At 65.3% G+C, this 23,826-nt stretch carries 21 protein-coding genes; 13 read left to right on the top strand and 8 right to left on the bottom strand.

Going from position 1 to position 23,826, the window contains the following annotated elements; translation table 11 throughout:
• The first annotated feature begins 31 nt into the window (after positions 1 to 31).
• From AC0MRV_RS09390 to AC0MRV_RS09365, 6 genes are all read left to right on the top strand, one after another.
• A complete protein-coding gene (locus AC0MRV_RS09390) occupies positions 32 to 610 on the top strand; it encodes a lipid-binding SYLF domain-containing protein (protein ID WP_472764206.1) in 579 nt (192 codons plus the stop codon).
• Positions 611 to 875: 265 nt separating this feature from the next.
• A complete protein-coding gene (locus AC0MRV_RS09385) occupies positions 876 to 1,550 on the top strand; it encodes an RNA polymerase sigma factor (RefSeq protein WP_472764205.1) in 675 nt (224 codons plus the stop codon).
• Positions 1,551 to 1,582: 32 nt separating this feature from the next.
• Positions 1,583 to 2,887: a glycosyltransferase gene (locus AC0MRV_RS09380; protein ID WP_472764204.1), complete on the top strand. Its 1,305-nt coding sequence runs from the start codon at positions 1,583 to 1,585 to the stop codon at positions 2,885 to 2,887.
• Between the two features lie 117 nt (positions 2,888 to 3,004).
• Entirely contained in the window at positions 3,005 to 5,176 is a 2,172-nt protein-coding gene (locus AC0MRV_RS09375; RefSeq protein WP_472764203.1) for an ATP-binding protein, read from the top strand.
• A 24-nt stretch (positions 5,177 to 5,200) separates the two neighbouring features.
• On the top strand, positions 5,201 to 6,322 hold the full coding sequence (locus AC0MRV_RS09370; RefSeq protein ID WP_472764202.1) for a hybrid sensor histidine kinase/response regulator: 1,122 nt from the start codon (positions 5,201 to 5,203) through the stop codon (positions 6,320 to 6,322).
• Between the two features lie 116 nt (positions 6,323 to 6,438).
• A complete protein-coding gene (locus AC0MRV_RS09365) occupies positions 6,439 to 7,419 on the top strand; it encodes a hypothetical protein (protein WP_472764201.1) in 981 nt (326 codons plus the stop codon).
• Between the two features lie 13 nt (positions 7,420 to 7,432).
• On the opposite strand, the gene AC0MRV_RS09360 is transcribed toward AC0MRV_RS09365, so the two are convergent.
• A complete protein-coding gene (locus AC0MRV_RS09360) occupies positions 7,433 to 7,990 on the bottom strand; it encodes a hypothetical protein (RefSeq protein ID WP_472764200.1) in 558 nt (185 codons plus the stop codon).
• 163 nt (positions 7,991 to 8,153) lie between these two features.
• Between AC0MRV_RS09360 and AC0MRV_RS09355 the strand changes: the two genes are divergently transcribed.
• From AC0MRV_RS09355 to AC0MRV_RS09345, 3 genes are read left to right on the top strand one after another with little or no spacing between them, the layout of a single operon-like run.
• Positions 8,154 to 9,002, top strand: coding sequence for a sugar phosphate isomerase/epimerase family protein (locus AC0MRV_RS09355; RefSeq protein WP_472764199.1), 849 nt, complete (start codon positions 8,154 to 8,156; stop codon positions 9,000 to 9,002).
• Positions 9,002 to 10,987, top strand: coding sequence for an NHL repeat-containing protein (locus AC0MRV_RS09350; protein ID WP_472764198.1), 1,986 nt, complete (start codon positions 9,002 to 9,004; stop codon positions 10,985 to 10,987). The genes AC0MRV_RS09355 and AC0MRV_RS09350 overlap by 1 nt, the downstream gene beginning before the upstream one ends.
• Positions 10,984 to 12,591, top strand: a complete 1,608-nt coding sequence (locus AC0MRV_RS09345; RefSeq protein WP_472764197.1) for a hypothetical protein — start codon at positions 10,984 to 10,986, stop codon at positions 12,589 to 12,591. The genes AC0MRV_RS09350 and AC0MRV_RS09345 overlap by 4 nt, the downstream gene beginning before the upstream one ends.
• A gap of 26 nt (positions 12,592 to 12,617) precedes the next feature.
• On the opposite strand, the gene AC0MRV_RS09340 is transcribed toward AC0MRV_RS09345, so the two are convergent.
• The 4 genes from AC0MRV_RS09340 to AC0MRV_RS09325 form a co-directional block, all read right to left on the bottom strand.
• Complete coding sequence (locus tag AC0MRV_RS09340) at positions 12,618 to 13,598, bottom strand: hypothetical protein (RefSeq protein WP_472764196.1); 981 nt, start codon at positions 13,596 to 13,598, stop codon at positions 12,618 to 12,620.
• Positions 13,599 to 13,669: 71 nt separating this feature from the next.
• Entirely contained in the window at positions 13,670 to 14,452 is a 783-nt protein-coding gene (locus AC0MRV_RS09335; RefSeq protein WP_472764195.1) for a 3-keto-disaccharide hydrolase, read from the bottom strand.
• A 110-nt stretch (positions 14,453 to 14,562) separates the two neighbouring features.
• Positions 14,563 to 15,345 (bottom strand): hypothetical protein, encoded by a 783-nt coding sequence (locus tag AC0MRV_RS09330; protein ID WP_472764194.1) that lies wholly within the window; start codon positions 15,343 to 15,345, stop codon positions 14,563 to 14,565.
• A gap of 51 nt (positions 15,346 to 15,396) precedes the next feature.
• A complete protein-coding gene (locus tag AC0MRV_RS09325) occupies positions 15,397 to 16,422 on the bottom strand; it encodes a hypothetical protein (protein ID WP_472764193.1) in 1,026 nt (341 codons plus the stop codon).
• A gap of 142 nt (positions 16,423 to 16,564) precedes the next feature.
• On the opposite strand from AC0MRV_RS09325, the gene AC0MRV_RS09320 reads away from it, so the two are divergent.
• Both AC0MRV_RS09320 and AC0MRV_RS09315 read left to right on the top strand, forming a co-directional pair.
• Positions 16,565 to 17,599, top strand: coding sequence for a zinc-dependent alcohol dehydrogenase (locus AC0MRV_RS09320; protein WP_472764192.1), 1,035 nt, complete (start codon positions 16,565 to 16,567; stop codon positions 17,597 to 17,599).
• The gene (locus AC0MRV_RS09315; protein ID WP_472764191.1) at positions 17,596 to 18,387 is read left to right on the top strand and encodes an SDR family NAD(P)-dependent oxidoreductase; all 792 of its coding nucleotides are present in this window, start codon (positions 17,596 to 17,598) and stop codon (positions 18,385 to 18,387) included. The genes AC0MRV_RS09320 and AC0MRV_RS09315 overlap by 4 nt, the downstream gene beginning before the upstream one ends.
• Before the next feature lie 67 nt (positions 18,388 to 18,454).
• Here AC0MRV_RS09315 and AC0MRV_RS09310 read toward each other — a convergent pair whose 3' ends face one another.
• Positions 18,455 to 20,395 (bottom strand): alpha-L-arabinofuranosidase C-terminal domain-containing protein, encoded by a 1,941-nt coding sequence (locus AC0MRV_RS09310; RefSeq protein ID WP_472764190.1) that lies wholly within the window; start codon positions 20,393 to 20,395, stop codon positions 18,455 to 18,457.
• A gap of 125 nt (positions 20,396 to 20,520) precedes the next feature.
• On the opposite strand from AC0MRV_RS09310, the gene AC0MRV_RS09305 reads away from it, so the two are divergent.
• Positions 20,521 to 21,396, top strand: coding sequence for a helix-turn-helix domain-containing protein (locus tag AC0MRV_RS09305; protein ID WP_472764189.1), 876 nt, complete (start codon positions 20,521 to 20,523; stop codon positions 21,394 to 21,396).
• Between the two features lie 133 nt (positions 21,397 to 21,529).
• On the opposite strand, the gene AC0MRV_RS09300 is transcribed toward AC0MRV_RS09305, so the two are convergent.
• Positions 21,530 to 21,877, bottom strand: a complete 348-nt coding sequence (locus AC0MRV_RS09300) for an HPF/RaiA family ribosome-associated protein (protein ID WP_472764188.1) — start codon at positions 21,875 to 21,877, stop codon at positions 21,530 to 21,532.
• Between the two features lie 137 nt (positions 21,878 to 22,014).
• Here AC0MRV_RS09300 and nhaR point away from each other — a divergent pair, with 137 nt between their 5' ends.
• A complete protein-coding gene (gene nhaR, locus AC0MRV_RS09295) occupies positions 22,015 to 22,920 on the top strand; it encodes a transcriptional activator NhaR (RefSeq protein WP_472764187.1) in 906 nt (301 codons plus the stop codon).
• 7 nt (positions 22,921 to 22,927) lie between these two features.
• On the opposite strand, the gene AC0MRV_RS09290 is transcribed toward nhaR, so the two are convergent.
• A complete protein-coding gene (locus tag AC0MRV_RS09290) occupies positions 22,928 to 23,818 on the bottom strand; it encodes a LysR family transcriptional regulator (protein WP_472764186.1) in 891 nt (296 codons plus the stop codon).
• Between the last annotated feature and the right edge of the window lie 8 nt (positions 23,819 to 23,826).

Raw genomic sequence — 23,826 nt, 5'->3', positions numbered from 1 at the left:
TTCAACTTTTAACCACACCACCACCATCATCATGAACACCAACTCCTCCACCCTCTTCCGCCGCTTCGGCGCCCTCACCCTCGTTGGCCTCCTCGGCTTCGTGACCTCCGCGCAGGCCGGCAACATCGAGGACGAGCGCGACGAAGTTCGCGACATGCGTGACGACGTGCTCGCCGACCTTTACGAAATCCAGCCGCGGGCCGAAGGCCGCATCAAAAAGGCCGAAGGTTACGCCGTGTTTTCCAACGTAGGCGTCAACCTCGTCTTCGCCTCCTTCGCCGGCGGTCACGGCATCGTGGTCGACGACCACGGTCACGAAACCTTCATGAAGATGGGCTCCGCGGGTCTCGGCCTCGGCCTCGGCGTGAAGGACTTCCGCGCCGTGTTTGTGTTCTACGACCGCAAGGCCCTCGACGACTTCATCGAATACGGCTGGGACTTCACCGCCCAGGCTGACGCCGCGGCCAAGTCCGACAAGAAGGGCGGCCAGCTCGGCCTCGCCGGCAACCCCAAGGGTGCCGTGGAAGTTTTCCAGTTCACCGAAAACGGCCTCGCCCTCCAGGCCACCCTCCAGGGCACCAAATACTGGCAGGACGCCGCGCTGAACTAATCGCGATCGCCATCCGCCACGGCAGCCGGTCTCGCCGAGACCCTCCCTCGCCCCGTCGCATTTCGCGACGGGGTTTTTTTGGCCCCCTCTCCACGCCATGCAGTTTGCGTCACGGCCGTTCCCGGGCTCATGCAAATTGCAATTTAACGCACCGCGCAGCGATTAGGTGAGTTTTTTATATATCTCTTATACAATACCTTCTGCGATCCGATCAATCCCGGCACAGGTCCTGATGGAAGGGAGGGGAACCCTTTCCCAAATCATCATGAACATTGCCACCACCGCTCCCTTCCCGATCGCCAATGCCAATGACGACCGTTCGCTCGTCGCCCGTTTTCAAGACGGCGACGAATCTGCCTTCATCCAAATCATGCGGGCGCACCGCGACCGCATCTACGGCTACGTCCGCAACATGCTCCGCGACGAAACCGACGCCGAAGAGGTCACCCAGGACACCTTCGTCCGCGCCTACCGCGCCCTCGGCCGCTTCCGCGGTGACGCCTCCCTCAGCACCTGGCTGCACCGCATCGCCACCAACCTCGCCCGCAACCGCTACTGGTATTTCTTCCGCCGCCGTCGCCAGGACACGATCTCCTTGGACTGGACCGCACCGGGTGCCGACAACGATTCCCCCCTCGGCGACACCTTTGTCTGCGACGAACCCGATCCCTCGCAGCACTCCACCAAGGAGGAGTTCCTCTCCGCCGTGCGTGAAAGCCTCGCTGAGATTGATCCCTTGTTGCGCGAACCGCTCGAAATGCGCGCCGCCAAGGGCATGAGCTACGCCGAGATCGCCAAACTCACCGGCGTGCCCACCGGCACGGTGAAGAGCCGCATTTCCCGCGCCCGCCGCGACCTCCGCGTGCACCTCGCCACCCGCCTGCCGGATGTCGAGGACACGGTCTCATTCCGCGAGGTCTTCGCCGCCGACCGCCGCTGATCTTCCCCAACACCCTCGGCTCCCGCCCCGCCATGAACATCGGCATCTTCACCAATACCTTCCTGCCGCATGTCGGCGGCGTGGCCCGCTCCACCCAGACGCTGCTGGAGGACCTGCGGCGCCGGCGCCACCGGGCGCTCGTGGTGGCGCCGGAGTTTGCCGAGGGCAAGGCCCCGCGCCGCATCGAACGCTCGGTCGAGCGCGTGCCGGCGGTGCAAAAGTTCAACGGCAGCGACTTCTCTGTGCGGCTGCCGCTCGGCGCCGCGCTCAGCAAACGCCTCAGCGGTTTCAAGGCCGACCTCATCCACGCCCATCACCCCTTCCTCCTCGGTGACACCGCCCTGCGGGTCGGCGCCGAACGCGGCGCCCCCGTCGTCTTCACGCACCACACGCTCTACGAGCGCTACACCCACTACGTGCCCTTCGATTCGCCGACGCTGCGGGACTACGTGATCGAACTCTCCACCCGCTTCGCCAACTGCTGCGAGGGCGTCATCGCGCCCAGCGAAAGCATCGCCGACCTCATTGTTGCCCGCGGCGTGAATCGCCCGGTGCGGGTGATCCCCACCGGTATCGACACCGCCGAACTCGGGGGCGGGCGGCGCGAACGCTGGCGCAAAAAACTCGGGCTCACTGACGACGACATGCTCATCGGCCACGTGGGTCGACTCGCGCCCGAGAAGAACCTCAACCACCTCACCGAGGCCCTCGCCCGCTGCCTGCGCCGCAACAACAACGCCCACGTGCTCATCGTCGGTGACGGTCCCTCCCAAACCGAGATGGAAAGGATCTTCGGTGAAAACCGCGTCTTTCACCGCGCCCATTTCCCCGGCCGCCAATCCGGCCGCGCCCTCCATGACGCCTACGCCGCGATGGATGGTTTTGCCTTCGCCTCCCACACGGAGACCCAAGGCATGGTGCTCGCCGAAGCCATGGCCGCCGCCAACCCCGTCATCGCCCTCGACGCCTCCGGGGTGCGCGAAGTGGTGAAAAACAACCACAATGGTCGTCTGATCGCAACCGACGCCACGCCCGAGGCCATGGCCCGTGCCCTCACCCAACTCGTGCGCAACCACGACGCCCGCGCCCGCTGGACCGAGGCCGCCACCGCGACCGCCGCCCGCTTCGACCGCGCGCGCACCATCGAGGACACCCTCGCCTTTTACGAAGAACTCATTCTCGCCCGCCGCGGCTCGCCGGACAACGAACACCCGGACCGCTGGGACCGCCTGCTCGACCGCATCGCCGTCGAGACCCGCCTCATCGCCGACAAAATCGGCGCCGCCATCGGATCCGTCCCCCCCCAATCCAGAACTGCCCTGCGCCAGGCCTCGTAAGTCCCCGTGGGGTTCGGTGCACGGTTCGGCATACACCTCCGTCGCATCTTCGGCGAAAACGTTCCCGACCCTATTTGAGTGGACCCCCTACCCCACAGCACTAAGTCCCTTACGCGCATGACCGCGTTCCGACGTCTTACCGAAAACATGGCGAACTGGCACCGCGGGATCGTGATCATCGCCAGTGTGCTGCTGTTGGTCGCGCTGTCCGTCGGGCTCTTTACCGCTCGCTCCAGCTACCAGCGCCTGCAACTCGTCACCCACACCCACGTGGTGCTCAATCAGATCCACGAGGTCGTCGCGCTGCTGCGAAACGCCGAGAGTGAACAGCGCGGATTCCTCATCACCGGCGGCAAAGGCTACGACGACGCCGCCGAAGACTATGCCCGCCAGCTCGATGTCGCCTTGGACGAGCTCACCGCCCTCGTCCTCGACAACACCAGCCAACGCGAGCGCGCGGCCGAGTTGCGCGACGCGATCTACGAGCGCCTTACTGAACTGCGCAACACCGCGCAAATCACCCGTCGCTCTTCCATGAGCGACGTGCGCAAGCTCCTCGGCGATGAATCCGAGATCCGCCTCATGAGCGAGATCCGCCGCCTGCACGGCGAGATGGTGGCCGAGGAGGAGACCTTGTTGGAACAACGCACCGGAGAGATGCGCGACGAGGTGCGCTTCGCCACCATCACCATCCTGCTCTCCGGTGGCTTGGCCCTCATTCTTGGCCTCCAGGCCTTCATCCTCATGAATCGCGCCATCGTCTCGCTCAACCGCGAGGCCCAGCTCCTGCGCGAAAAGGAACAGGCCGAGACCGCCGACCGTGAAAAGAGCGAGTTCCTCGCCAACATGAGCCACGAAATCCGCACGCCGATGAACTCCGTGCTCGGTTTCGCCGAACTGCTCTCCGGCATCGCCTCCACCCCCAAACAGCGCCAATACATCGACGCCATCAACTCCAGCGGGCGCGCCATGCTCTCGCTCATCAACGACATCCTCGATCTCTCCAAGATCGAGGCCGGCAAACTCGAGCTGCACTACCAGCCCGTATCCATTTCCCGGCTACTCAAGGAGATCGGCGAAGTCTTCGCGCCCCAGGCCGAGGCCCGCGGGCTCGACCTGCGCATCAAGACCGACCCGCGCCTGCCGCCCGCGCTCATCTTTGACCAGACCCGCCTGCGCCAGATTCTCTTCAACGTCGTCGGCAACGCCCTCAAATTCACCCGCGAGGGCAGCATCACCCTCACCGCCGAAACCAAGCTGAGCGAACTCGACGAGACCCGCGTCACCCTGCTGATCACCGTCACCGACACCGGCATCGGCATCGCCCCGGAGCACCAGACGCGCGTCTTCGAACCCTTCCGCCAAGTCGAGGACGGTCCGGCCAGGGGTCACGGCGGCACCGGCCTCGGCCTCAGCATCACCAAGCGCCTCACCGACCTGCTCAAGGGCCAGGTCGAGCTGGAGAGCACGCCCGGCGAAGGCACCACCTTCCGCTTCGGGTTTCCCCACGTCGAAATCTCCGCCGCCTCCGTGGAAACCGCGGCGGTCGTCACCGACGAGGACAACTTCAACCGCCTGCGCCCGAGCGTCATTCTCGTCGCCGACGACGTGCCGCTCAACCTCCAGCTCATCGAGGGCATTTTTGAAAACACCCACCATCGCCTCGTCTTCGCCCGCAACGGCCACGAGGTCCTCGAGCAGGCCGCCAAACACGATCCCGACCTCATCCTACTCGACATTCGCATGCCCGACATGGACGGCCGCGAAGCCTTCCAGAAACTGCGGGCCGACGACCGCTTCACCGAGGTGCCGATCGTGAGCGTGACCGCTTCCTCCATGATGGCCGAGGAGCTGCGCCTGCGGCAGGAGTTCAACGGCTACATCCGCAAGCCCTTCTCCCGCGCCACCCTCTTTCGCGAGATCGCCCGTCTGCTGCCGCTGCAGGAAAAACCGAGCTTGGAAAACGACGATGCCACCGCGGAGGTTGTCGACCTCCCGCCGCCCGCCACCGAAACCGGGCCGGAGTGGCCCGCCCTGGTCGTCGAGCTCCGGCGGCTCGAAGCCGACGTCTGGCCCACGCTCAGCCAAACCGGCACGACCCGCGAAACCGCCGCCTTCGCCCACGACCTCATCGCCCGTGGCGAAGCCGCCGCCTGCCCGACCGTGGTCGCCTACGGCGAGAAACTCGCCGCCCAGGTGGAGCGCTTCCAAATCTCCGCAGTCGAAGCGACGCTCCGCGGGTTTCCCCACATGGTGACCGGCATCGCCGAACTCCTGCCCAAAGATTAGCCTATCCCGTATCTCGTATCCCGCATGACCCGTGCTCCCTTTCTCAGCTCCGGCGGCCGCGATGGCGTGGTCCTCGTCGTCGACGATGTTGAGCGCAACCTCCAAATCGTTGGCGAGCTCCTCACCCAGCAGCGATATGAGGTGATGCTCGCCACCTCCGGCGAAAGCGCGCTCGAACGCGTGCAGGCCCGCAAACCCGACCTCATCCTGCTCGATGTCATGATGCCCGGCATCGACGGCATCGAAGTCTGTCGCCGCCTGCAGGCCGACCCCGCCACCGCCGATATTCCCATCATCTTCGTGACCGCCGCCCACGACTCGGAACTCGCGGTCAAAGGCCTCAACGAAGGCGGCGTCGACTACGTCACCAAACCCTTTCATTCCCCCGAGCTCCTCGCTCGCGTCGCCACCCACATCGAGCTCAAACGCTCCCGCGATCTCAGCCGCCGCATCATCGCCGAAAAGAACGACCTCATGGCCGCGGTCGCCCACGATCTCAAAAACCCGCTATCGTCCATCCGCATGGCCGGGCGCACGCTGAAGAGTGGACTGAAGGACGACCCCCGCGAGGAAATGACCGACATCATCGTCGACTCCTGCGAGGAGCTGCTCGGCCTCATCGAGGAACGCCTCTCCCGCAACGCCCGCGAAGCCGCCATCGCCAAGCTCAACCTGAGCCCGCTCGACCTGCACGAAGCCCTGCAGGCCGTCGTCTCCCAGAACCGCGGTTCCGCCCACGCCAAGGACATCACACTCGAACTGGATTGGCCGGGCGAAACCCAAGTCAAAGTGATGGGCGATTTCTACGCCCTCGCTCAGGTCCTCGACAATCTCGTCTCCAACGCGATCAAGTTCTCGCCCACCGGCAAAACCGTGCGCGTCGAACTGGGCGGCGGCAGCAGCCCCGAGCTCACCCGTGTCAAGGTCGTCGACCAGGGCCCCGGCTGCTCGCAGGAAGATCGCGAAAATCTCTTCAAACCTTACCAGCGCCTGAGCGCCAAGCCCACCGGCGGTGAGTCCAGCACCGGCCTCGGCCTCAGCATCGCCAAGGACATGATCACCAAAATGAAGGGCCGGATCGGTTGCGAAGACACCCCCGGCGGCGGCGCGACCTTTTACATCGAGCTGCCGATCACGACGAAGTGAGCGGGCGCCCCCGTGACCGAGGCTTTCAGCCTCAGCCCCTCCCCAAACGGACAGTCAATCGCCGGCGCATTTGCACTCCCGCGGAACCCGCATTCCGTGCACCCACTACCCCCGCTGTGCTTCCCCCGCCCGCCTCTCCATCGCCGCGTCGCATCCCCGTGCTCGCCTGTGCCTGCCTTGCGCTGACCCTGCTCGTCCCCGCGCACGCCGACCGTCGTGTCGCCGTCAAGGCCAGCGCTGAGGAAGACTACGTCGCCGAGAGCCGGGACGACCAAGGCAACCGCAAGGTGCAAAAATATGTTTTCCTCGAGGGCACCTTCCACGCCGGCGCCATCCGCGATCGGTCGTTGGAGAACGCCGAGATCCAGGAGGTTGCCCGCACCCTCGCTCCGTATCTCGCCCGCCAGAACTTCATCCCCACCGACGAGGCGGGGAACGCCGACATCGTCATCGCGATCCACTGGGGCACCACCGTTTCCCTCAAGCACAACCAGGAATACGTCTCCGAACTCATGTATCAGGCCCAGGAGCGCCAGCAGCAGGCCAAGGAGTATTACGAGGCCACCTACGGCAGCATGGAGGCCGGCCCCGAAGGTGAGCTCAACGATCGCGAGTTCGGCGATTTCGCGCAGGAGCTGCTTCACCAAAGCGCGCGCCAAGCCGCCGAGGCGCCGGACTACGAATGGGCCCGCCTCGCCTCCACCCGCAGCGAGCGCGAATTCGAAAACCGCCCCACCGCCACCCTGCTGGGATTTGGCGACGTGCTCAATCAAGACGCCAAACGCGCCGTCATGGGTGAAGACGCGCGCACCGTGAACGCCATGCTCGACGAGGAGCGCTATTTCGTGGTGCTCGCCGCCTACGACCTGAAGAACCGCGACGACAACGGCACGCCGCAACGCCTGTGGGTCGCCCGCCTGAGCACCCGCTCCGCCGGCACCAACTTCACTGAAGCCCTCGATAAACTCGGCGAGGTGGGCTCCAACTTTTTCGGCGAGAACGTCCCCGACCTCGCCATCGAACGCGCCCCGCGCAAATCACAACGCGCCGAGGTTGAGCTCGGCGACCCCATCGTCGTCGAGGACCCGGAACCCTGAGCCGGAAACTGGATCACACCCGATCGAAGCTCTTCAGCAGCAGCGCGAAGATCTCGTCGTATTCCGGCGTGGTGACGTCGTTGCAGTAAATCGTGAAATACATCACGGCCCCGCGGATCACCTTGGCCCCGGCCACCACGTGCAGGTAACCGCCATCCCGTAGTTGGTTCGCCGTTTTGGCCTGCGCATCGGTGAAGATGCAGAAGACACCCGATCCACTGTCCGGCAACAGGTCAGCCCAAACGTAATCGCTCTCCCGTGATTGCGGCAGCAGATTGGAACTGTGCTTCACCACCAGCACGCGCTGCCATTCGGCCGTCGTCGCCTCCGGCGGCACGTCACCCGAGATGTAAACGCGCAGCGCGATGCGCCACACCGGATTTTCCAGCTCGACCGTCGTGACCCCGTTGCCACTCGGCTCCGCCACAAACGAATAACCGATCGGCACCTCCGTCCACATGCGGAGACGCTGACCGGCGACAAACTCCTCCACCCGCCCGGCCGCGTGGACGCTCCCCACCACCGCCAATCCCAGCAGGCCGAGGGCCCAATACCATCGCGCACTTCGCATGGCCGGCACCTCAGCAAGATTCACCCTGCGAGCCAAGCCCGCTCCGGAAACTTTCACTAAGTTTCATCGCGACGAACCCCGGTCTTTCGCCGCATCACTAAAGGGCGGCCATTCGGTGCCGTCGCCCCGCCCCGCTTCCTGTCACCCCCGCCCCTGCCTGCGTATGAAACTCGGCATCCACGCCTACGCCTGGTGTTCGCAATGGACCAATGAAACCCTCGACTTGATCGACCGCGTCGCGGACCTCGGCCTCGACTTCATCGAGATCCCGCTCATGTGCCTCGAGACCTTCGACGCCCCGGCCATCAAGGCCCGGCTCGATGCCACCGGTCTCGGCGCCGTCACCTCCACCGTGCTGTTGGCCGACACCGACATCACCAGCGACGACCCCGCGATCCGCGCCCGCGGTCGCACCTACTTGGAGGACTGCGTGCGCGCCACCGCCGCCATCGGCGGCACCAGCTTTTCCGGCGTCATCTACTCCCGCCACCCGGGCAGTCTCCGCACCCGCCCCACCGAGGAACACTGGCAACGCTCCGCCGACGGCCTGCGCCCCGCCGCCCGCCTCGCCCATGAGCTCGGCGTCCTCGTCGGCATTGAACCCGTCAACCGCTACGAGACCTACCTGATCAACACCTGCGAACAGGCGCGCCGCCTCCAGGCCCTCATCGACGAGCCCGCCATGCGCATCCACCTCGACACCTACCACATGAACATCGAGGAGAAGAGTTTTCACGACGCCACCCTGCTCGCCGGCCCCGACCTCATTCACTACCACCTCTGCGAAAACGACCGCGGCATTCCCGGCACCGGTCAGGTCGATTGGGACGGCATCTTCCGCGCCCTTGCCACGCTCAACTACCGGGGCAACGCCGCGCTCGAGAGCTTCGTCGACAACACCGACAACATGAACACCTGGGTCTGGCGCCAACTCGCGCCCGACGGCGATACCCTCCTGCGCGAGGGCGTCGCCTTCATCCGCCAACTCCAACGCCAATACGGCCTGACCTGATGCCCTTTCTCCCCCGCTCTTTGCTCGCCACCGCCGCGCTCGCCTTCGGTTTCGGCTCCATGCTCTTCGCTCAATCGTCCCGCATCGAAGAACTCGGCATTCCCGTGCGCGGGGTCGGCTGGGTGCGCCTCCATCCAGGCACCGGCCCGGACGGCGAGCCGTCCCTGCTCATCTCCATGGCCCAGCACAAGGACGGTGCCTTCGTGCTCGATGTCGACCTCGCGACCGGTCACTGCCGCCAGTTCAACATCGGCCGCGACGAAGCCGCCCTCGTGCCGTCCAGTTTCCGGAGTCCGCGCACCGGCATCCTCTATCTCGCCTCCGCCTACACCGGCCACCTGCACCGCTACGATCCGGCCCACCCCGAACGCGGCCTCGAGGATCTCGGTCCCGTCGACCCGGAGTTCGCCACCTTCCCCACCGGCATCGCCGAGGGCCCCGACGGCCGGCTTTACATCGGCGCCTACCCCGGCGCCTGCCTGTCGGTCTTCGATCCCGCCACCGCCACCTGGACCCGCCATGGCCGCATGGACGAGGTCGACAAATATTACTACCCGCTCGTCGGCGACGACGGCACGGTCGCCGGCCAGATCAAGAGCACCCACTGGCGTATCGTGGCCTTCGACCCGACCACCGGGCAGCCGCACCGCGTCGGTCCGCATGTCGCCGAACCCACCGCCAACCCGCCGCGTTACCATTTTTTCAAGGGCACCGACGGATTCCTTTACCTCGACAGTTTCGACGGCGCCTTTCGTATCCAAGGAACGGATGCGCACCCGGTCGAACGCGCGACGCTTCCGCCGGAGGAGCCCGCCGTCGAGGCTGCCTACGGCCACGGTTACCAGATCCAGCCTCTCCTCCCCGACGGCCGCATCGTCGAGTGGGCCGATCCCGATGACATCGACTTTCGCCGCCTGCGCTTGCGCGATCCGGCCGATCCCTCCCGCGACACCGAACTCACGCTCGACTGGCGCGGCAGCGGGTCCGAACTGTGGACCCTTCATCACGGTCCTGACGGTCGCCTCTACGGCAGCAGCATGTTGCCGGAACGCTTCTTCTCCGCCGACGCCGACGGGCGCAACAGCATCGACCACGGCCGCGCAAGCCTCTCGCTGGGCGAGGCCTATTCCATGGCCAACCTGCCGAACGGCCTGCTCGCCATCGCGTCCTACCCCAAGTCACGCATCTCGCTCTACGACCCGAGCCTGCCCTACCGTTTCGGCACCAGTCCCGGCGCCAACCCGCTCGATATCGGCTCGACCGACAAAGTCGGCGATCGTCCGCACGCCATGGCGGTTACCCCCAACGGCCGACTCTGGATCGCGTCGGCCCCGCAATACGGGCTCATCGGCGGCACCCTCGCCTGGCTCAATCCGCACACCCTCGAGCGCGGCAGTCACCGCCACATCATCGAGGATTGTTCGCCCTTCACCTTGCTCTGGTTGCCCGAGCTCGAACGCCTGCTGGTCGGCTTCATCATCGAACCCGGCACCGGCCGTGCCGCCCGCGCCACCCGCGGCGGTTACGCGCTGTGGGACCCGGTCAGCGACGAAGCCACCTACCTCGGGGACTTCGACGATCCCGAACTCGCGGGCGTCGTCTCGCTGGCGCCGGGGCCGGACGGACTCGTTTACGCCATCAGCGGCCGCAATCCCCGCCTCATCACCCACTACGACGCCGAGCCCGCCCCCAGCCGCCTCCTGTTGCTCGACCCGGCAACCCAGTCCGTCGTGGCCGCAGCGCCGATCCCGGACTCGTTTGGCCCCATGCCTTTCGAGTCGGCGCACACCCTGCGCTACGACAGCGACGGCACGCTCTACGGCACCACCTCGCAAACCGTGTTTCGTATCCGGCCCGGCACCATCGAATTCGAGGAAGTCGCGCGCTTCGCCGACGGCGACGCTACGGTGATCGGCTCCATCCGCGACGGCTGGTTGTATTTCGCCAGCATCACCCGTCTGCGCCGCCTGCAGCTGACGCCATGAGTTCGCCGCGCCGTCCGATCATCCAACTGGTCGCCAACGGCGACCTGCGGCCTGCCGCCAACCGCAACGCCTGGCCCGCGCAGGCCGCCATGGAGCGCAAGCTCACCACCACCTGCGCCGCCCTCGGCGCCCGCTTGCGCCGCGCGCATCCCGTCCGCCGCACCCAGGGGCACGGGTTCATCGGATCGCAGAAAGAAGGGATCGCGGTTTTCGCCAAAGTGGATCGAAACGCCCCGCTCCTGGTCGCCGCCAGCACCTGGCAATATTCGCATCATCTCCTGCCCGGACTGCTCGCCCACCGTGGACCGATCCTGACTGTGGCCAATTGGTCCGGCACGTGGCCCGGACTCGTCGGCACGCTCAACCTCAACGCCTGCCTCACCAAAGCGGGCGTCCCCTTTGCCTCCCTGTGGAGCGAAACCTTCGACGACGCGTTCTTTCGCAACGGCCTCGCCCGCTGGCTGCAGACTGGACACCTGCAACACCCGCAGGATCACGTGCGCCCCTTCGATCCCGCCGCCGTGCCCGCCGCCACCCGTCGTTTGGCCCGCCAGTTGGCCGCGGCGTGGCGCGCCCGTCCCGCCATCCTCGGCGTTTTCGACGAGGGTTGCATGGGCATGTATAACGCCATCATTCCCGACGAGCTGCTCTTTCCGCTTGGCGTGTTCAAGGAACGGCTTTCCCAGTCCGCCCTTTACCACGCCGCCACCCAGGTCGACGCGGCGGAGGCCGAGGCCATTTTCGCTTGGTATGAGCGCAAGGGTTTCCGCTTTCACTTCGGCACCGACGACGCCACCGAACTCACCCGCGACCAGGTGCTCTGGCAGTGCCGCACCTACCTCGCCGCCGGCCGGCTCGCTGACGAGTTCGGCTGCGCCGCCATCGGCATCCAATACCAACAGGGCCTGAAAGACCTCTTGCCCGCCTCCGACCTCGTTGAAGGCACGCTGAACAATGCCGATCGCCCGCCGCTCAAGGACGCGCGCGGCCGGCTCATTCGGCGTGGAGAACCGATCCTGCATTTCAACGAGGTCGACGAATGCGCCGGCCTCGACGGCCTGCTCCTTCAGCACGTGCACCGCGCGCTCGGCCAACCGCTTGAGACCACGCTCCACGACCTGCGCTGGGGCGACCATGACCGCTCCGGCACGACCGACGCCTACGTGTGGGTCTTCGAGATCTCCGGCGCCGCTCCGCCCGCCCACCACGTCGGCGGTTGGGCCGGCTCGGACGGCGTTCGGCAGCCGCCGATGTATTTCGCCCGCGGCGGTTCCACCCTGCGCGGCGTCGCCAAACCCGGCGAGATCGTCTGGTCACGTGTATTCATCGCGTCAGGACAACTGCACCTGGACCTCGGACGTGCGACCGTCGTCGGACTGCCCGCCGCCGAAACCGAACGTCGCTGGGCCGCCACCAACCGCGAGTGGCCGATCATGCACGCCGTGCTGCACGGCGTGACCCGCGACCAAATGATGGCGCGACACGCCTCCAACCACATCAAGGTCGCCTACGCCGACAGCGCCGCGGCCGCCGACCGCTGCCTCGCCACCCGGGCCGCGCTCGCCCATGAGCTGGGCGTCAAAGTCCACCTCTGCGGGGTGTAACCGCGTTCGCTGCCAAACCAACGCCGCTATTGTTTACGGGATCGCCTTCGCTGGCGCTTGCGGGCCGTTCGAGCGAACAACAGCTCCGGGATGTCATCCAGCATGGTTGGCCGACGAATATGACGCAGCGACTTTGGCGGCGGCTCGCCGCGTTCTTCCGCCTTCCGCACCTCGCTCTCCCACATGAGATGCCACAGGTAGAGCTGCGCCGCATACATTTGCTCGAGGAACATGACGTAGCTCCAAGCGATGGAGCCATAGAGGATCGCGGCAAACCAGACGTAGGACGGCAGCTCCAACTCCATTCTGCTCGTCATTCCAAACAGCAGACCGAGCGGCAAAAATACCAGAGTCGCCACCGCCTCTGTCATCAAGAAGCCGAGCGCGAAGTGCTTCCATCTCGTGCGAGCAATCCCCACGCCTCGTTTGATTGAGCGCAGTGGTCCATGATCTTCCCATGCAATCGCGGGATAAATCATGAACGCCAGCATTCTCACGCCTTTGCGCAGGGCGTGAAAAAAAGCCCCGGTGAGCGAAAATTCCTCAAAGCCGGTGACGGTTTCAGCAATGCGGCGTGGACTCATTTCCTGTTCATCACTGGCAACTTTCCGCACCTTGCGGAGGAGCGACTCCAGCAGACTAAGCCCGAACCAGATGAACGCCCATATGACCACAATGGGCAACGCGACGCTGAGGTTTCGCGCGGCCACGGGAAACGCTCTCCACAGAGACATCGTCCGGTCGGTCTCAACCTGCCGCATCATTTCGAGCTGAACAAACGCAGCCCACGAGAACACCAGCGCCAGCAGCAGGATCGCCCCTGTGACCACCAGGCAACCATCGCGCACCGAGCTGCGGTCCCAATCATAACCCCAACGCAAATAGACCGAGATCGCCGCGTAGATCAGCCACGTGAGCAACATCGGCACCCACATGCGCGGAAAACGCGCCAACTCACGAGTCGACGACTTGATGAGTTCAAACTCGTTGGTGACGTGAGCGAACATGGGAAACCTCCAGATAGCTGCCGTCCGCCAACACAGACGGCAAGACCGCAACCAACCGGAGGTAGACTCGTCTACTTCGCCAGCGGCTTGATCGCGATGTTGCGGAACCAGACCGGCTGCCCCTCCGCCTGCAGCGCGATGTGACCGAAACCGACTTTCTTCGGCGCTCCCGCGGCCAACAGGCGGCGGGCATCGGCATCGTTTTCGTCCAACTCCGGGTGCGTGTAACGCAGCACCTCCACGCCATTGATCCGGTGGATGATCAGGTCATTGCCATGCACCTCGATCTCCGCCTGCACCCACTCGTCGAGCTTCGGCATCGGGCCGGTGGAGTCGATCACGTGGCTGGTGTTGAACTCGCCGTTGAGCACGAGATTGGTGCCGGGCGTGCAGGCGTTGCCGGTCTGCGTGCCACCGCCCGAGTTTTCACAAAGAAACTGAAACTCCAGACTCACCGGCCAGAGCTGGTCCCGCTCCATGCTCAGAGGCGACTGCGAATGCACCATCACCCCGCTGTTCAGCCGGGCCCACGAGGGAATGCCCGCCATCGGCTCGCCGGTGAGCTTGTAGTCCAGCCGCAAGACGTAACGCGAGTAAGGGATATCTGAATACAGATGGCCGAAGCGTTGATCAAAGGTGTCCCACTCATCGTAACTCACCTTGATGATGCCGTCCTCCACCCGGAAAGTGTTGGCGTAGTTCTCACCAAGTTCGCACTGGGTGATCTTGATCGTCCAGCCATCGAGGTTCTCGCCGTTGAACAACGACTTCCAACCGTCTGCTTCCGCGGCGGAGAGGACGGAGGAGCCGAAAAGCAGCAAGCCGGCAGCAAGTAGAGTGGGGCGGATACGCATGGGGGAGATCATCGGGGTTGAGCAACCGGAGCACGATTGGCCGGCGGGCTACACTACGAAGCATCTCCGCCGTCGATACAACCCGCCATCGCTCGGAAATTGCGCGATGTTCATCTGAACCGCGCGGAACCGTGGTCGTGCACCACGAGGTCCGGCGGCACGTCTGACATCGGGTCAGCATCGGCGAGATCCGCCCAGGCCACCGCCGGGCTCGTTTCGAACCGAGGCAGCGGTTCGTGCGCCGCGAGTCGAGACGTGGCGGCCTTGATCATGCCTGGCAGCCGGCGCTCGGCAAAACTCCCCCGCAGTGAGGCCATGACCCGCGTCTGCCAGAATGGGATTTCCACCCCGCGCGCCGCGTTGGCGTAGTCGTAGGCCGTGAGCGAAAACACGACCAAATCATCGACCATGATCGACCGATACCGGTCTGCCAGTTTCGTCGGCAGTTGCGCCCAAGCGGTATCGTAGGGGGCTTCGAAATGGGGAGAGGGGCGCCACTTCATTCGCACCACCGGCGACCGCAGAAACTCCGTTTTGGCATAACGCCCGTCAAAGATGGAGCCCCAGACGACCCCGATCACCAGCCGCGGCGGATGCGCGTCGTCGGCCGGCAACAACCCGTGCGGTCTGAGGCTTGCCACCACGGCTGACAGAAGCCGCTCACGGTCGGGCGCCGGGTCGCCCAACACCTCGCGCCCAAACGGCACATAGCCGTGCGTGATCAATCGGTAATACACCGGATTCAGCTCCGGATCGGGCATCGGCCGGCGGCTCCCCACCTCGGTCACGGTGGCGCAAACCAACACCCCGAATTGCTCAGGCCCATCCTCGGCGCCCCCTGCAAGATTTCCTCCGCTGACCAAGAGGAACAACAGGAGGAATGCACGTTTCATGACGGGGTCGGAACTCTGCTTGGGACTACCCCGCCCGATTCCAGTTCCCTGCTAATCACGCGCCGCGGCTGCCGCGGACACATCGTAGAGGATGATGCCATGGCCGACGCCGTAGTCATCCCCCGCTTTGGCGAGTTGGCCGGCGATGAAACGGCCGTCGTCACTCACCACCGGATTGGAGCATTTGTAGTTTTCAAATTCGCTGAAAAAGGTGAGCCGCGTCTTTTCACCGGAGCCATCGAGCGCGAAACGCCACCAGTCCACGTGACGAGGCCCCCGGCCGTTCTGCAGATCCGCCTCCACCAGCGTCGCCCGCCCATCGGGATAAATGCCTTCGGGCTCCTCGTAGAACTCCGTCGTCTCGGTGTAGTGGGTGATCGCGCGGGTCTGTAGATTGATCCCGATCACATCACACTTGCGACCACCGTCGGTGTAGAGACTAAGCGTCAGTTCCCGCTCCGCCGGCGGCACAAAGTTCTGGGTCTCCAGTGCGCCGCCGAAATCGAGTTCGCGCGAGTCGATGACCAGTTCGCGATTGGCCAGCGCCGGATGACCAGCGGCATCGTAAACCACATCGGCGCGGAAAATGCGGGTGTAGAACCGTTCGTCGGCCGGCTCCGGATCATGCCAATCGGTCCAGGCGAGGTGCATGCGCCGCCGGGAAACGGCCGGGCCTTCATTGGCTTTCACCCCGAGGGACACCGCGGGGGTGCGACCCGCCGCATCCAACACCCACAGCAGGCAATTACGCCGCGCGTGCCGGGTGTCGTTGAGGTCGTAATGCTCCGGCCCCGCCAGCAGGATGTCTCCATTCGCCAAATACAGCGCGCGGGTGTAACCGTGGTGCGGATAGTGCGCGGTGAGGTTGCGGATCTTTCCCGTGGCGAGGTCGAACTCCATCGCATCGCCAAAGGTCTTGGACAGAAAGAGGATTTTGCGCCCGTCGTGCGACCAGTCGGCGCGCTCGCCAAAGTCCGTCAATTGCCGCAGGTGCGGCGGCAGGTTCTCAACGGGCGACTCCGCGCGAGCGAACTCACCCGCCGCCAGAATCAAACAACACAGGAGCAACCGGGGCATGCGTTCGTTCTAGGCCACCCACCTCTTCCCGCAACTGTCGTCCGACCTCCCGCGCCCGAAGCGAAGCCATCGTTAAACACCGCCCCCGGAACCCGACCTTGCGCATCCGCCGTCGCCAGTCCGTGCTCGCTACACCCCTCCGATGAAAGCCCTGCTGCTCACCGCCCCGTCCCAGCTTGAGCTGGTCGACCACCCCCAACCCGAGCCCGCGCCCGGTGAGGTGTTGCTGCGCATCCGCGCCTGCGGCATCTGCGGCAGCGACCTGCACGGTTGGGATGGCTCCAGCGGACGCCGCCAACCACCCCTCATCATGGGCCACGAGGCCGCCGGCGAGATCGTGCAACTTGGCGCCGAGGTAACCGGGTGGACCGTCGGCGACCGCGTGACCTTTGACTCGATGATCCACTGCGGCACCTGCCCGGCCTGCACCCGCGGCGCGACCAACCTGTGCGCCACCCGCCGCGTGGTGGGCGTCTCTCCCGGCAGCTATCGGCAGCACGGCGCCTTCGCCGAATATCTCGCCCTGCCGGCCAACATCCTCTTTCGGCTCCCCGACGAGCTGAGCTACGCCCAGGCCGCCTTTGCCGAACCCACCACCATTGCCCTGCATGCCGTCGGCCGCGCCCGATTGCAGCCCGACAGCATCGCCGTGGTGGTTGGCAGCGGCATGATCGGGCTGCTCGTCATCCAGGCCCTGTGCATCGCCGGCGTGAAACACATCATCGCGGTCGATCGGTCCGGCGCCCGACTGGAGATCGCCCGCCAACTCGGCGCGACCGACGTGCTCGACACCAGCGAAGGAGCCGGCGCCGACCAACTCCGAGCCCTCACCGGCGAAACCGGGGCCGATGTGGTGTTCGAAGTCGTGGGGATCGACGCTACCGTGCAACTCGCGATCACCGCCACCCGGCTCGGCGGACAGGTTGTGCTCGTCGGCAACGTCGCGCCCGAGGTGCGCTTTCCCCTGCAAAAGGTCGTGACCGGTGAAATCGACGTGCTCGGCAGCTGCGGTTCGACCGACGAATATCCGCGAGCCCTGGAGCTCATTGCCAGCGGCGCCATCGACGTCGCCACCCTCACCTCCGCCGTGGCTTCGCTGGAGGACGGAGCCGCGTGGTTTGCTCGCCTCACCGCCCCCGACGGGAGCCAACACCTCAAAGTGATCCTGCAACCATGAGTGCTCCCGACGCCTTCGACCTCACCGGCAAGTTCGCCGTCGTCACGGGCGCGAGTCGCGGCCTGGGCCGTGGTTTCGCCCGCGCCCTCGCCGCCGCGGGTGCCGACGTCGCCATCACGGCACGCAAAATGAATGACCTCGCGGACACCGCGGCCGAGATCCGCGATCTGGGCCGCACCGCCCTGCCCGTCGCCCTCGACGTGCGCGAAGAGGCCAGCATCCGCGCCGCCTGCGCGACAATCGAAGCGGGGTTCGGCCGCGTCGACATCCTCGTCAACAACGCCGGTTGCAACGTCCGCAAACCCGCCGCCGAGGTGACGTGGGACGACTGGAACCAGATTTTGGATACCAATCTGCGGGGCGCCTTCTTTGTCGCGCAGTCCCTGGCCAAAGGCATGTGCGACCGTGGTTACGGCCGCATCATCAACATCGGTTCCGTCACCAGTGTGGCCGGTTACGCCGGGCTCGGCCCCTACGGCGCCAGTCGCGGCGGCATCCGCCAGCTGACCATGAGCTTGGCGGCGGATTGGGGACCGGACGGTGTCACGGTCAACTGCCTCGCGCCCGGCTGGTTCAAGACGGCCCAGAACGCCGTCATGTATGAGGATGCGGAGTGGGTGAAGTATCTCACCGATCGGATCCCGCTCCGCCGCCCCGGTGGGCCCGGCGACCTCGACGGCACGCTCATTTACCTCGCCAGCGATGCGAGCGCCTACGTCACCGGCCAAACCCTGCTGGTCGACGGCGGCATCTCGGTCGGCGACACGCGGGCCCTGCCGCGGAAGTGATGCCCGCCAGGAAAACAAAAAGGGCGGCCCAAAGGCCGCCCTCGTCTTTATAAACTGAATACGTCGTTTACTTCACCGGGATGGTGAAGAGCGCCACGCCCAGGGCGGGAACTTCCAGCGCCTGACCGGCGTCGATGCCGGCGGTCTCGACGATGTCGATCACGCGGGGCTCACCCGGGGTGTTGTGCTGGTGGCGATGCTCGCCCGCGATGACGTAACGGGTCGCCTCACCGGCCACCATGCCGGAGCTGATGGCGAGCGGCACGCTGACGGCGGACTCGGTCGGGTTGACGATGCCGACCGTCAGGGTCTTGCCGTCGGCGGTGAGCGCGGCGGCGATGTCGAGCGGCGCATCAATGTCGGCGGCGTCGAGCTGGATGGGCTGGGTGCCGTAGTGCTCGCGGTAGAGCTGGAGCACGAGACCGGTGGTCTCCATCTCCGCGGCGGTCTTGGAGGTCTTGATCGCGCCGATCACGTTCACCGTCTGGGCATAGAAGGCCAGCTGCACCATGTCGGTGTTGCGGTAGTATTCGTGCAGACCGGCGGCAATGCCGAGACCGTCGTCGACGCGGTAGGTGCAACCGAGTTCACCGTAGTCGTAATCGCGGTGCCAGTAGTTCCACTCGTCCATCGAGATGGGGATGATGCGGCCGTTCAATTCCTTGACGCGGGCCTGGAGCTCGCGGTGGCCGTCGACCTTCTTGCGGATGGCATCCTTGATCTCGGCCACGTGCTCCACGAGACCGATCTCATCGCGCATCGCGCCGAAGGGTGTGCGACCGGAGTAGAAGTGCTCCGAAATTTCCGTCATGTAGTCGGCGCTGGCCTCAAACATACGCTCGGTCCAACCCTTGCCGACGCGAACCTGCTCCGGGTCGTTGGCGCGGTTGATGCCACCAAGTTCGCCGACGGCCACGAGGTGCAGGGTCGGATCCTTGGCCCACATCGCCTCGGCGACCTGGTTGTGCTTCAGCACGTATTGGGAGATCTGCATGAAGCCGAGCTGCCAAGTGCCGAACATCTCGTTGCCGACGCACCAGACCTTCACGTCATAGGGTTCGGCGGTCGCGTTCTGGGCGCGCCAGGCGCCGGCAGTGGTATCCGCGGAACCGTTACAATACTCCACCCACTGGGCGGCGGAATAGGCGTCGCCGAAACCGGTGTTGGCGGCGATGGAGGGCTCGGCGTTGATCTCGCGGCAGAACGCGATGAACTCATCGGTGCCGAAGTCGTTGTGCTCGACGCCGGTCCAGGCCGGGTTCTTGCGAGGCGGACGACGGTCACGGTCGCCGATGCCGTCGCGCCAGTCGTATCCGGAGGCGAAGTTGCCGCCCGGCCAGCGGTAGATGGAACCGTTGAGATCCTTGAGCAGCGCCAGCGTGTCGGCTCGCATGCCGTTGACATTGTCGCCCGGCATGATCGACGCGGTGCCGAGCATGATGTCGCCGGCGTCGGCGTGGATGGTGAGGGTGGCCTTCTCCGTGGCGGCGGTCGCGGTGAAACGGAACTCGCGCTTGATGTAGCCGCCGTTGGCCGGCACCTCAAAGGTCGCACTGTCCGCGCCACCGTCCCAGGAGAGGCTCACCGTCACGGTGGCCGGGGTGGTCCCGAGCGGCTCGACCCAGATGTAACCCGGGTAATCCATGCCCGCGCGCAACGCGAGATCATGCTGGCGGATACCGTGGCCCGAGGCGATCCGCGGGGTGTGCTTACCAACAAAAGAGTCTTCCGTGATCATCGTCACGCCGGCGGCGTCGCCGACGATCTCCCAAGGCGAGGCGCCGACCACGGGAAAGTTGGTGTCGACGAGATCCTTGTAGGGATCGTAGTCGGCCGTGACCGGGAAATAGAACTTACGGTCCTCGAGCATTTCCGCCCAGATGCCGCCGTAAATGCAGCGACCCAGGTGCTCGATGAACTGGCCGTAAATGTAGGGATTGATGTCGTCCTCGGCCTTGGCCTGCAGGTCAATCTTCACAGTGGAGGCGGCGAAGAGCGACGAGGTCATGGCACCGAGAGCAGTTAGGAGGGGAACGATTCGCTTCATGAATTCGAGGGGCTAGTGGGGACGGCGACGCTTTCGCATTGCCGACAAAAGAGCGAGCATCTTACGCCAAACCCTCCCCTTTCGCCATGCTCCCAGCCCTCCAACCCTTGCGCGAAACCCACATCCTGGGGCCGGACTCGGTCGAACGGGTGATTTCGCCCGAACAATTCCCGCAGCTCCGACGCGGCCGCTTCGCGTGGGTTGGCCAAAGTGAGGTGCGGCCGCCCTACCGCATGGTCCGCCAACCGTCGCTTTTCGCCCATGTGGTGGTGTGCACCGCGGGCGAAGGGCGCGCGGTCATCGACGGCAAAGTGGTCCCGTGGCGACCGGGTCAGGTGCTGCTCGCCCCCAGCGGGCAAACGCACGCGTTTGAGGCGGTCGGGGACCAACCCTGGGAAATATCCTGGATCTTTGCCAACGACCGCAACGGACCACCCTTGATCGATGGCGACCGCACGCGTTTGGTCAGCGCCGACGTCAGCGACTTTGCCGAGACCGTGCGACTCATGGTGCGCGAGGCCTTCGGGGTCGGCGAACCCGCGACCATGCAGGCATGGGTGACCTTGCTCCAGACCCACACCCACCGCCTGATCGGCCACACCCAGTCCGACAACCGCTTGAGCCGACTTTGGCGAGAAGTCGAACAAGACCTCGCCCACCCTTGGAACATGCAAAAAATGGCCCGTCTCGCCGCCGTGAGTGAAGAACACCTCCGGCGGCTGTGCCATCGGCACTATCGCCGCAGTCCGGCCAACTACCTTACCCGCCTGCGCATGCACCGCGCCGGCGTGCTCCTGCGGGCCACCAATGCCACCGTGGAAACCGTCGCCACGCAGGTCGGCTTCGGTTCAGTGCATGCCTTCTCCACCGCCTTCAAACGCTGGAGCGGCCTGCCTCCGACCCTCTATCGCCGCCAAGACCTGCCGGGCGGCTCGACCGAAGAAAAGACCCGGCAACCCTGAAGGGCTGCCGGGTCCGTTGCTTTGGGGTTGGGCCAAGGGTCCGCGGCCCGTCTCACCACCCGCCCCACCATCGCGTCTTCAAAACGACGGCAGGGACACGTGGTGCGCGGGGTCGGGAAAGAACTTCGCGCGGTCAGCGCGAACGGCGGCCGATGCGAAAATTGGCCTCGTGCTTGCGGTGCGAGATCCGCTGCCGCGCCCGGCGCAAACACCGTTTGCGCATACGCTGCTCCAACATGGCCAGCGCCCGCAGGATGGCCTGCCGCGGTGTGTGGTCGCGCATCTCGACCTGAAAATCCGGACCGGGCACGACTGCCTTGATCGAGGTGACAAAGGCCGGACTTTCGTCGGACCGCTGCTCCACCGTAACCCACGCCTCGTCGATGCGAGAGGCTGTGCTGAGCGCACGAAGGGAACGCTCGATGAGCGCGTCGAACGCCGGGTCGGCCGGCAGGTGAAGATAGCGGAGTGAGAGTTGCATGCGCGCGGAAGATGGAGGGTTGCCGACCCCGCCAGGAGCAGCGGAGCCAGATGTCATGAAGATAGGCCCAAGCTCTCGTTTCGTCTTATACTTAGTTTTTATTTGTTTATTCGGTTTAACCTAATTGTTTGCGACCCATGAACCCGGACTGGATCAACTACCTCCACCTCCAGAAATTCTGGGTCGTCGCGCGGGAAGGCAGTCTGCGCGCCGCCGCGGAAAAACTGCGGGTTTCGCAGCCCTCGATTTCCGCCCAGATCCACGAACTGGAGGCCGCGCTCGGGGAAAAACTGTTTCGCCGCCAGGGCCGCGCCAACGTGCTCACGGACGTCGGCCAGATCGTCCTGCGCTACGCCAACGAAATCTTTTCGCTTGGCCAGGAACTGAGCAACGCCGTCCGCCAGCGCCCGACTGCGGAGGCCGTGCGCCTGCACGTCGGCGTGGCTGACGCCCTGCCCAAACTCGTGACCAATGAGATTCTTCGTCCCGTCTTCGGACTCGATCAAACAATCCACGTGATCTGCCGGGAGGGGAAGATCGAGGACCTGCTCGGCCAGCTCTCCGCCCACCGCCTCGACATTGTGTTGGCCGACGAACCGGTCTCCAGCGCCCACCGTGTCCGCGCCTTCAGCCACAAGCTGGGCGACTCCGGCATCACCTTCTGCGCCAAGCCAGCGCTGGCCGTGAAACTCAAACGCGGTTTCCCCTACTCCCTGCAAGGTGCCCCCGCGCTGCTCCCGGCGGAGTCGACTTCGCTGCGCCGTTCGCTGGAGCGCTGGTTTCAGGAACTCAAGATCCGCCCCCGCGCCGTCGCCGACTTTGAGGACGCGGCGCTGATGAAGGTCGTGGCTGCCGAAGGCCGCGGATTCATCGCCATGCCGACCGTCGTGGCGGAGGAAGCCGCCGCGCGCTACGACCTCCAGGCCTTCGGCAGCACCGAGCGTTGTCGCGACGAGTTTTTTGCCATCACCACCGAGCGCCGGATCCACCATCCTGCCGTCGCCGTCATCACCGACCGCGCCCGCCAGCGCCTCGGTTTCTAAACCGAGGCTAACTCGCGGTCGGTTTCAGCCGACCGACCATGTCTTCGACCAAGCGATTCGGCAGCCGGCGCGTCGGGGTGATCGCGTAAAAGGTTTCCCGCAACTGCGGGATCGGATGCGTCTCGACCAGCTCCCCGCTTTCCAGCTCGTCGCGCACCACCACGGTCGGCACCAGTGCCAGGCCTTCGCCTTCGCGCGCCAGCAGGCGCAGCGTGGCCATGTCGTCGACCTCGGCGATGATGCGCGGTCGCACGCCAGCCGCCGCCAGCAGCACATCAAACCCGACGCGAATGTTGCTCTCCAGACTGGGCAGCAGCAGCGGCAGATCCGCGAAACTCTCCGGAAAGCGCAGGCGCTTGCGCTTCCACTCCGGCACTCCGACCAAACCCACCGCCTGCTCGGCCAAAAGGTGACTGTGATGGGCCGACTTCACGTCGCCCCGCGCCGGGTGATTGGACAACACCAGATCGACTTGGTGGGCGTGCAACTGCACCAGCAATTCCCGCAGGCTGCCACTGCGCACCACCACCTCCAGTCCCGGGCGGTGCAGGGCCGGCCGCAGAAATTCCAACAAGAAGTTGCGCGAAAGCGTCGCGACCGCGCCGACCCGCAGGACTTCGTTCACCGCCGCCGACCCGTGCTGCATCACTTCCTGCAACTCATCGCCCGCCCGCCCGATGACGTCGGCGTATTCCAAGGCCGTCCGTCCCGCCTCCGTCAGCTCCAACCCCCCGCGCCGCCGTTCAAACAAGAGTTTCCCGAGGCTTTGCTCCAACTGCTTCAGCTGAATACTGAGCGCGGGTTTCGAGAGGTTGAGGCGATCGGCCGCCCGGGCGATGCTGCGCTCCTGCGCGATCACCCGGAAATACCGCAGATGGTGAAGATTGAGGAAGGCCATTCGTTTTA

It is taken from the genome of Actomonas spartinae, from assembly GCF_051209155.1.
In the GTDB taxonomy this organism is placed as follows: domain Bacteria; phylum Verrucomicrobiota; class Verrucomicrobiia; order Opitutales; family Opitutaceae; genus Actomonas.
This window is presented reverse-complemented; position numbering and strand designations above follow the sequence as displayed.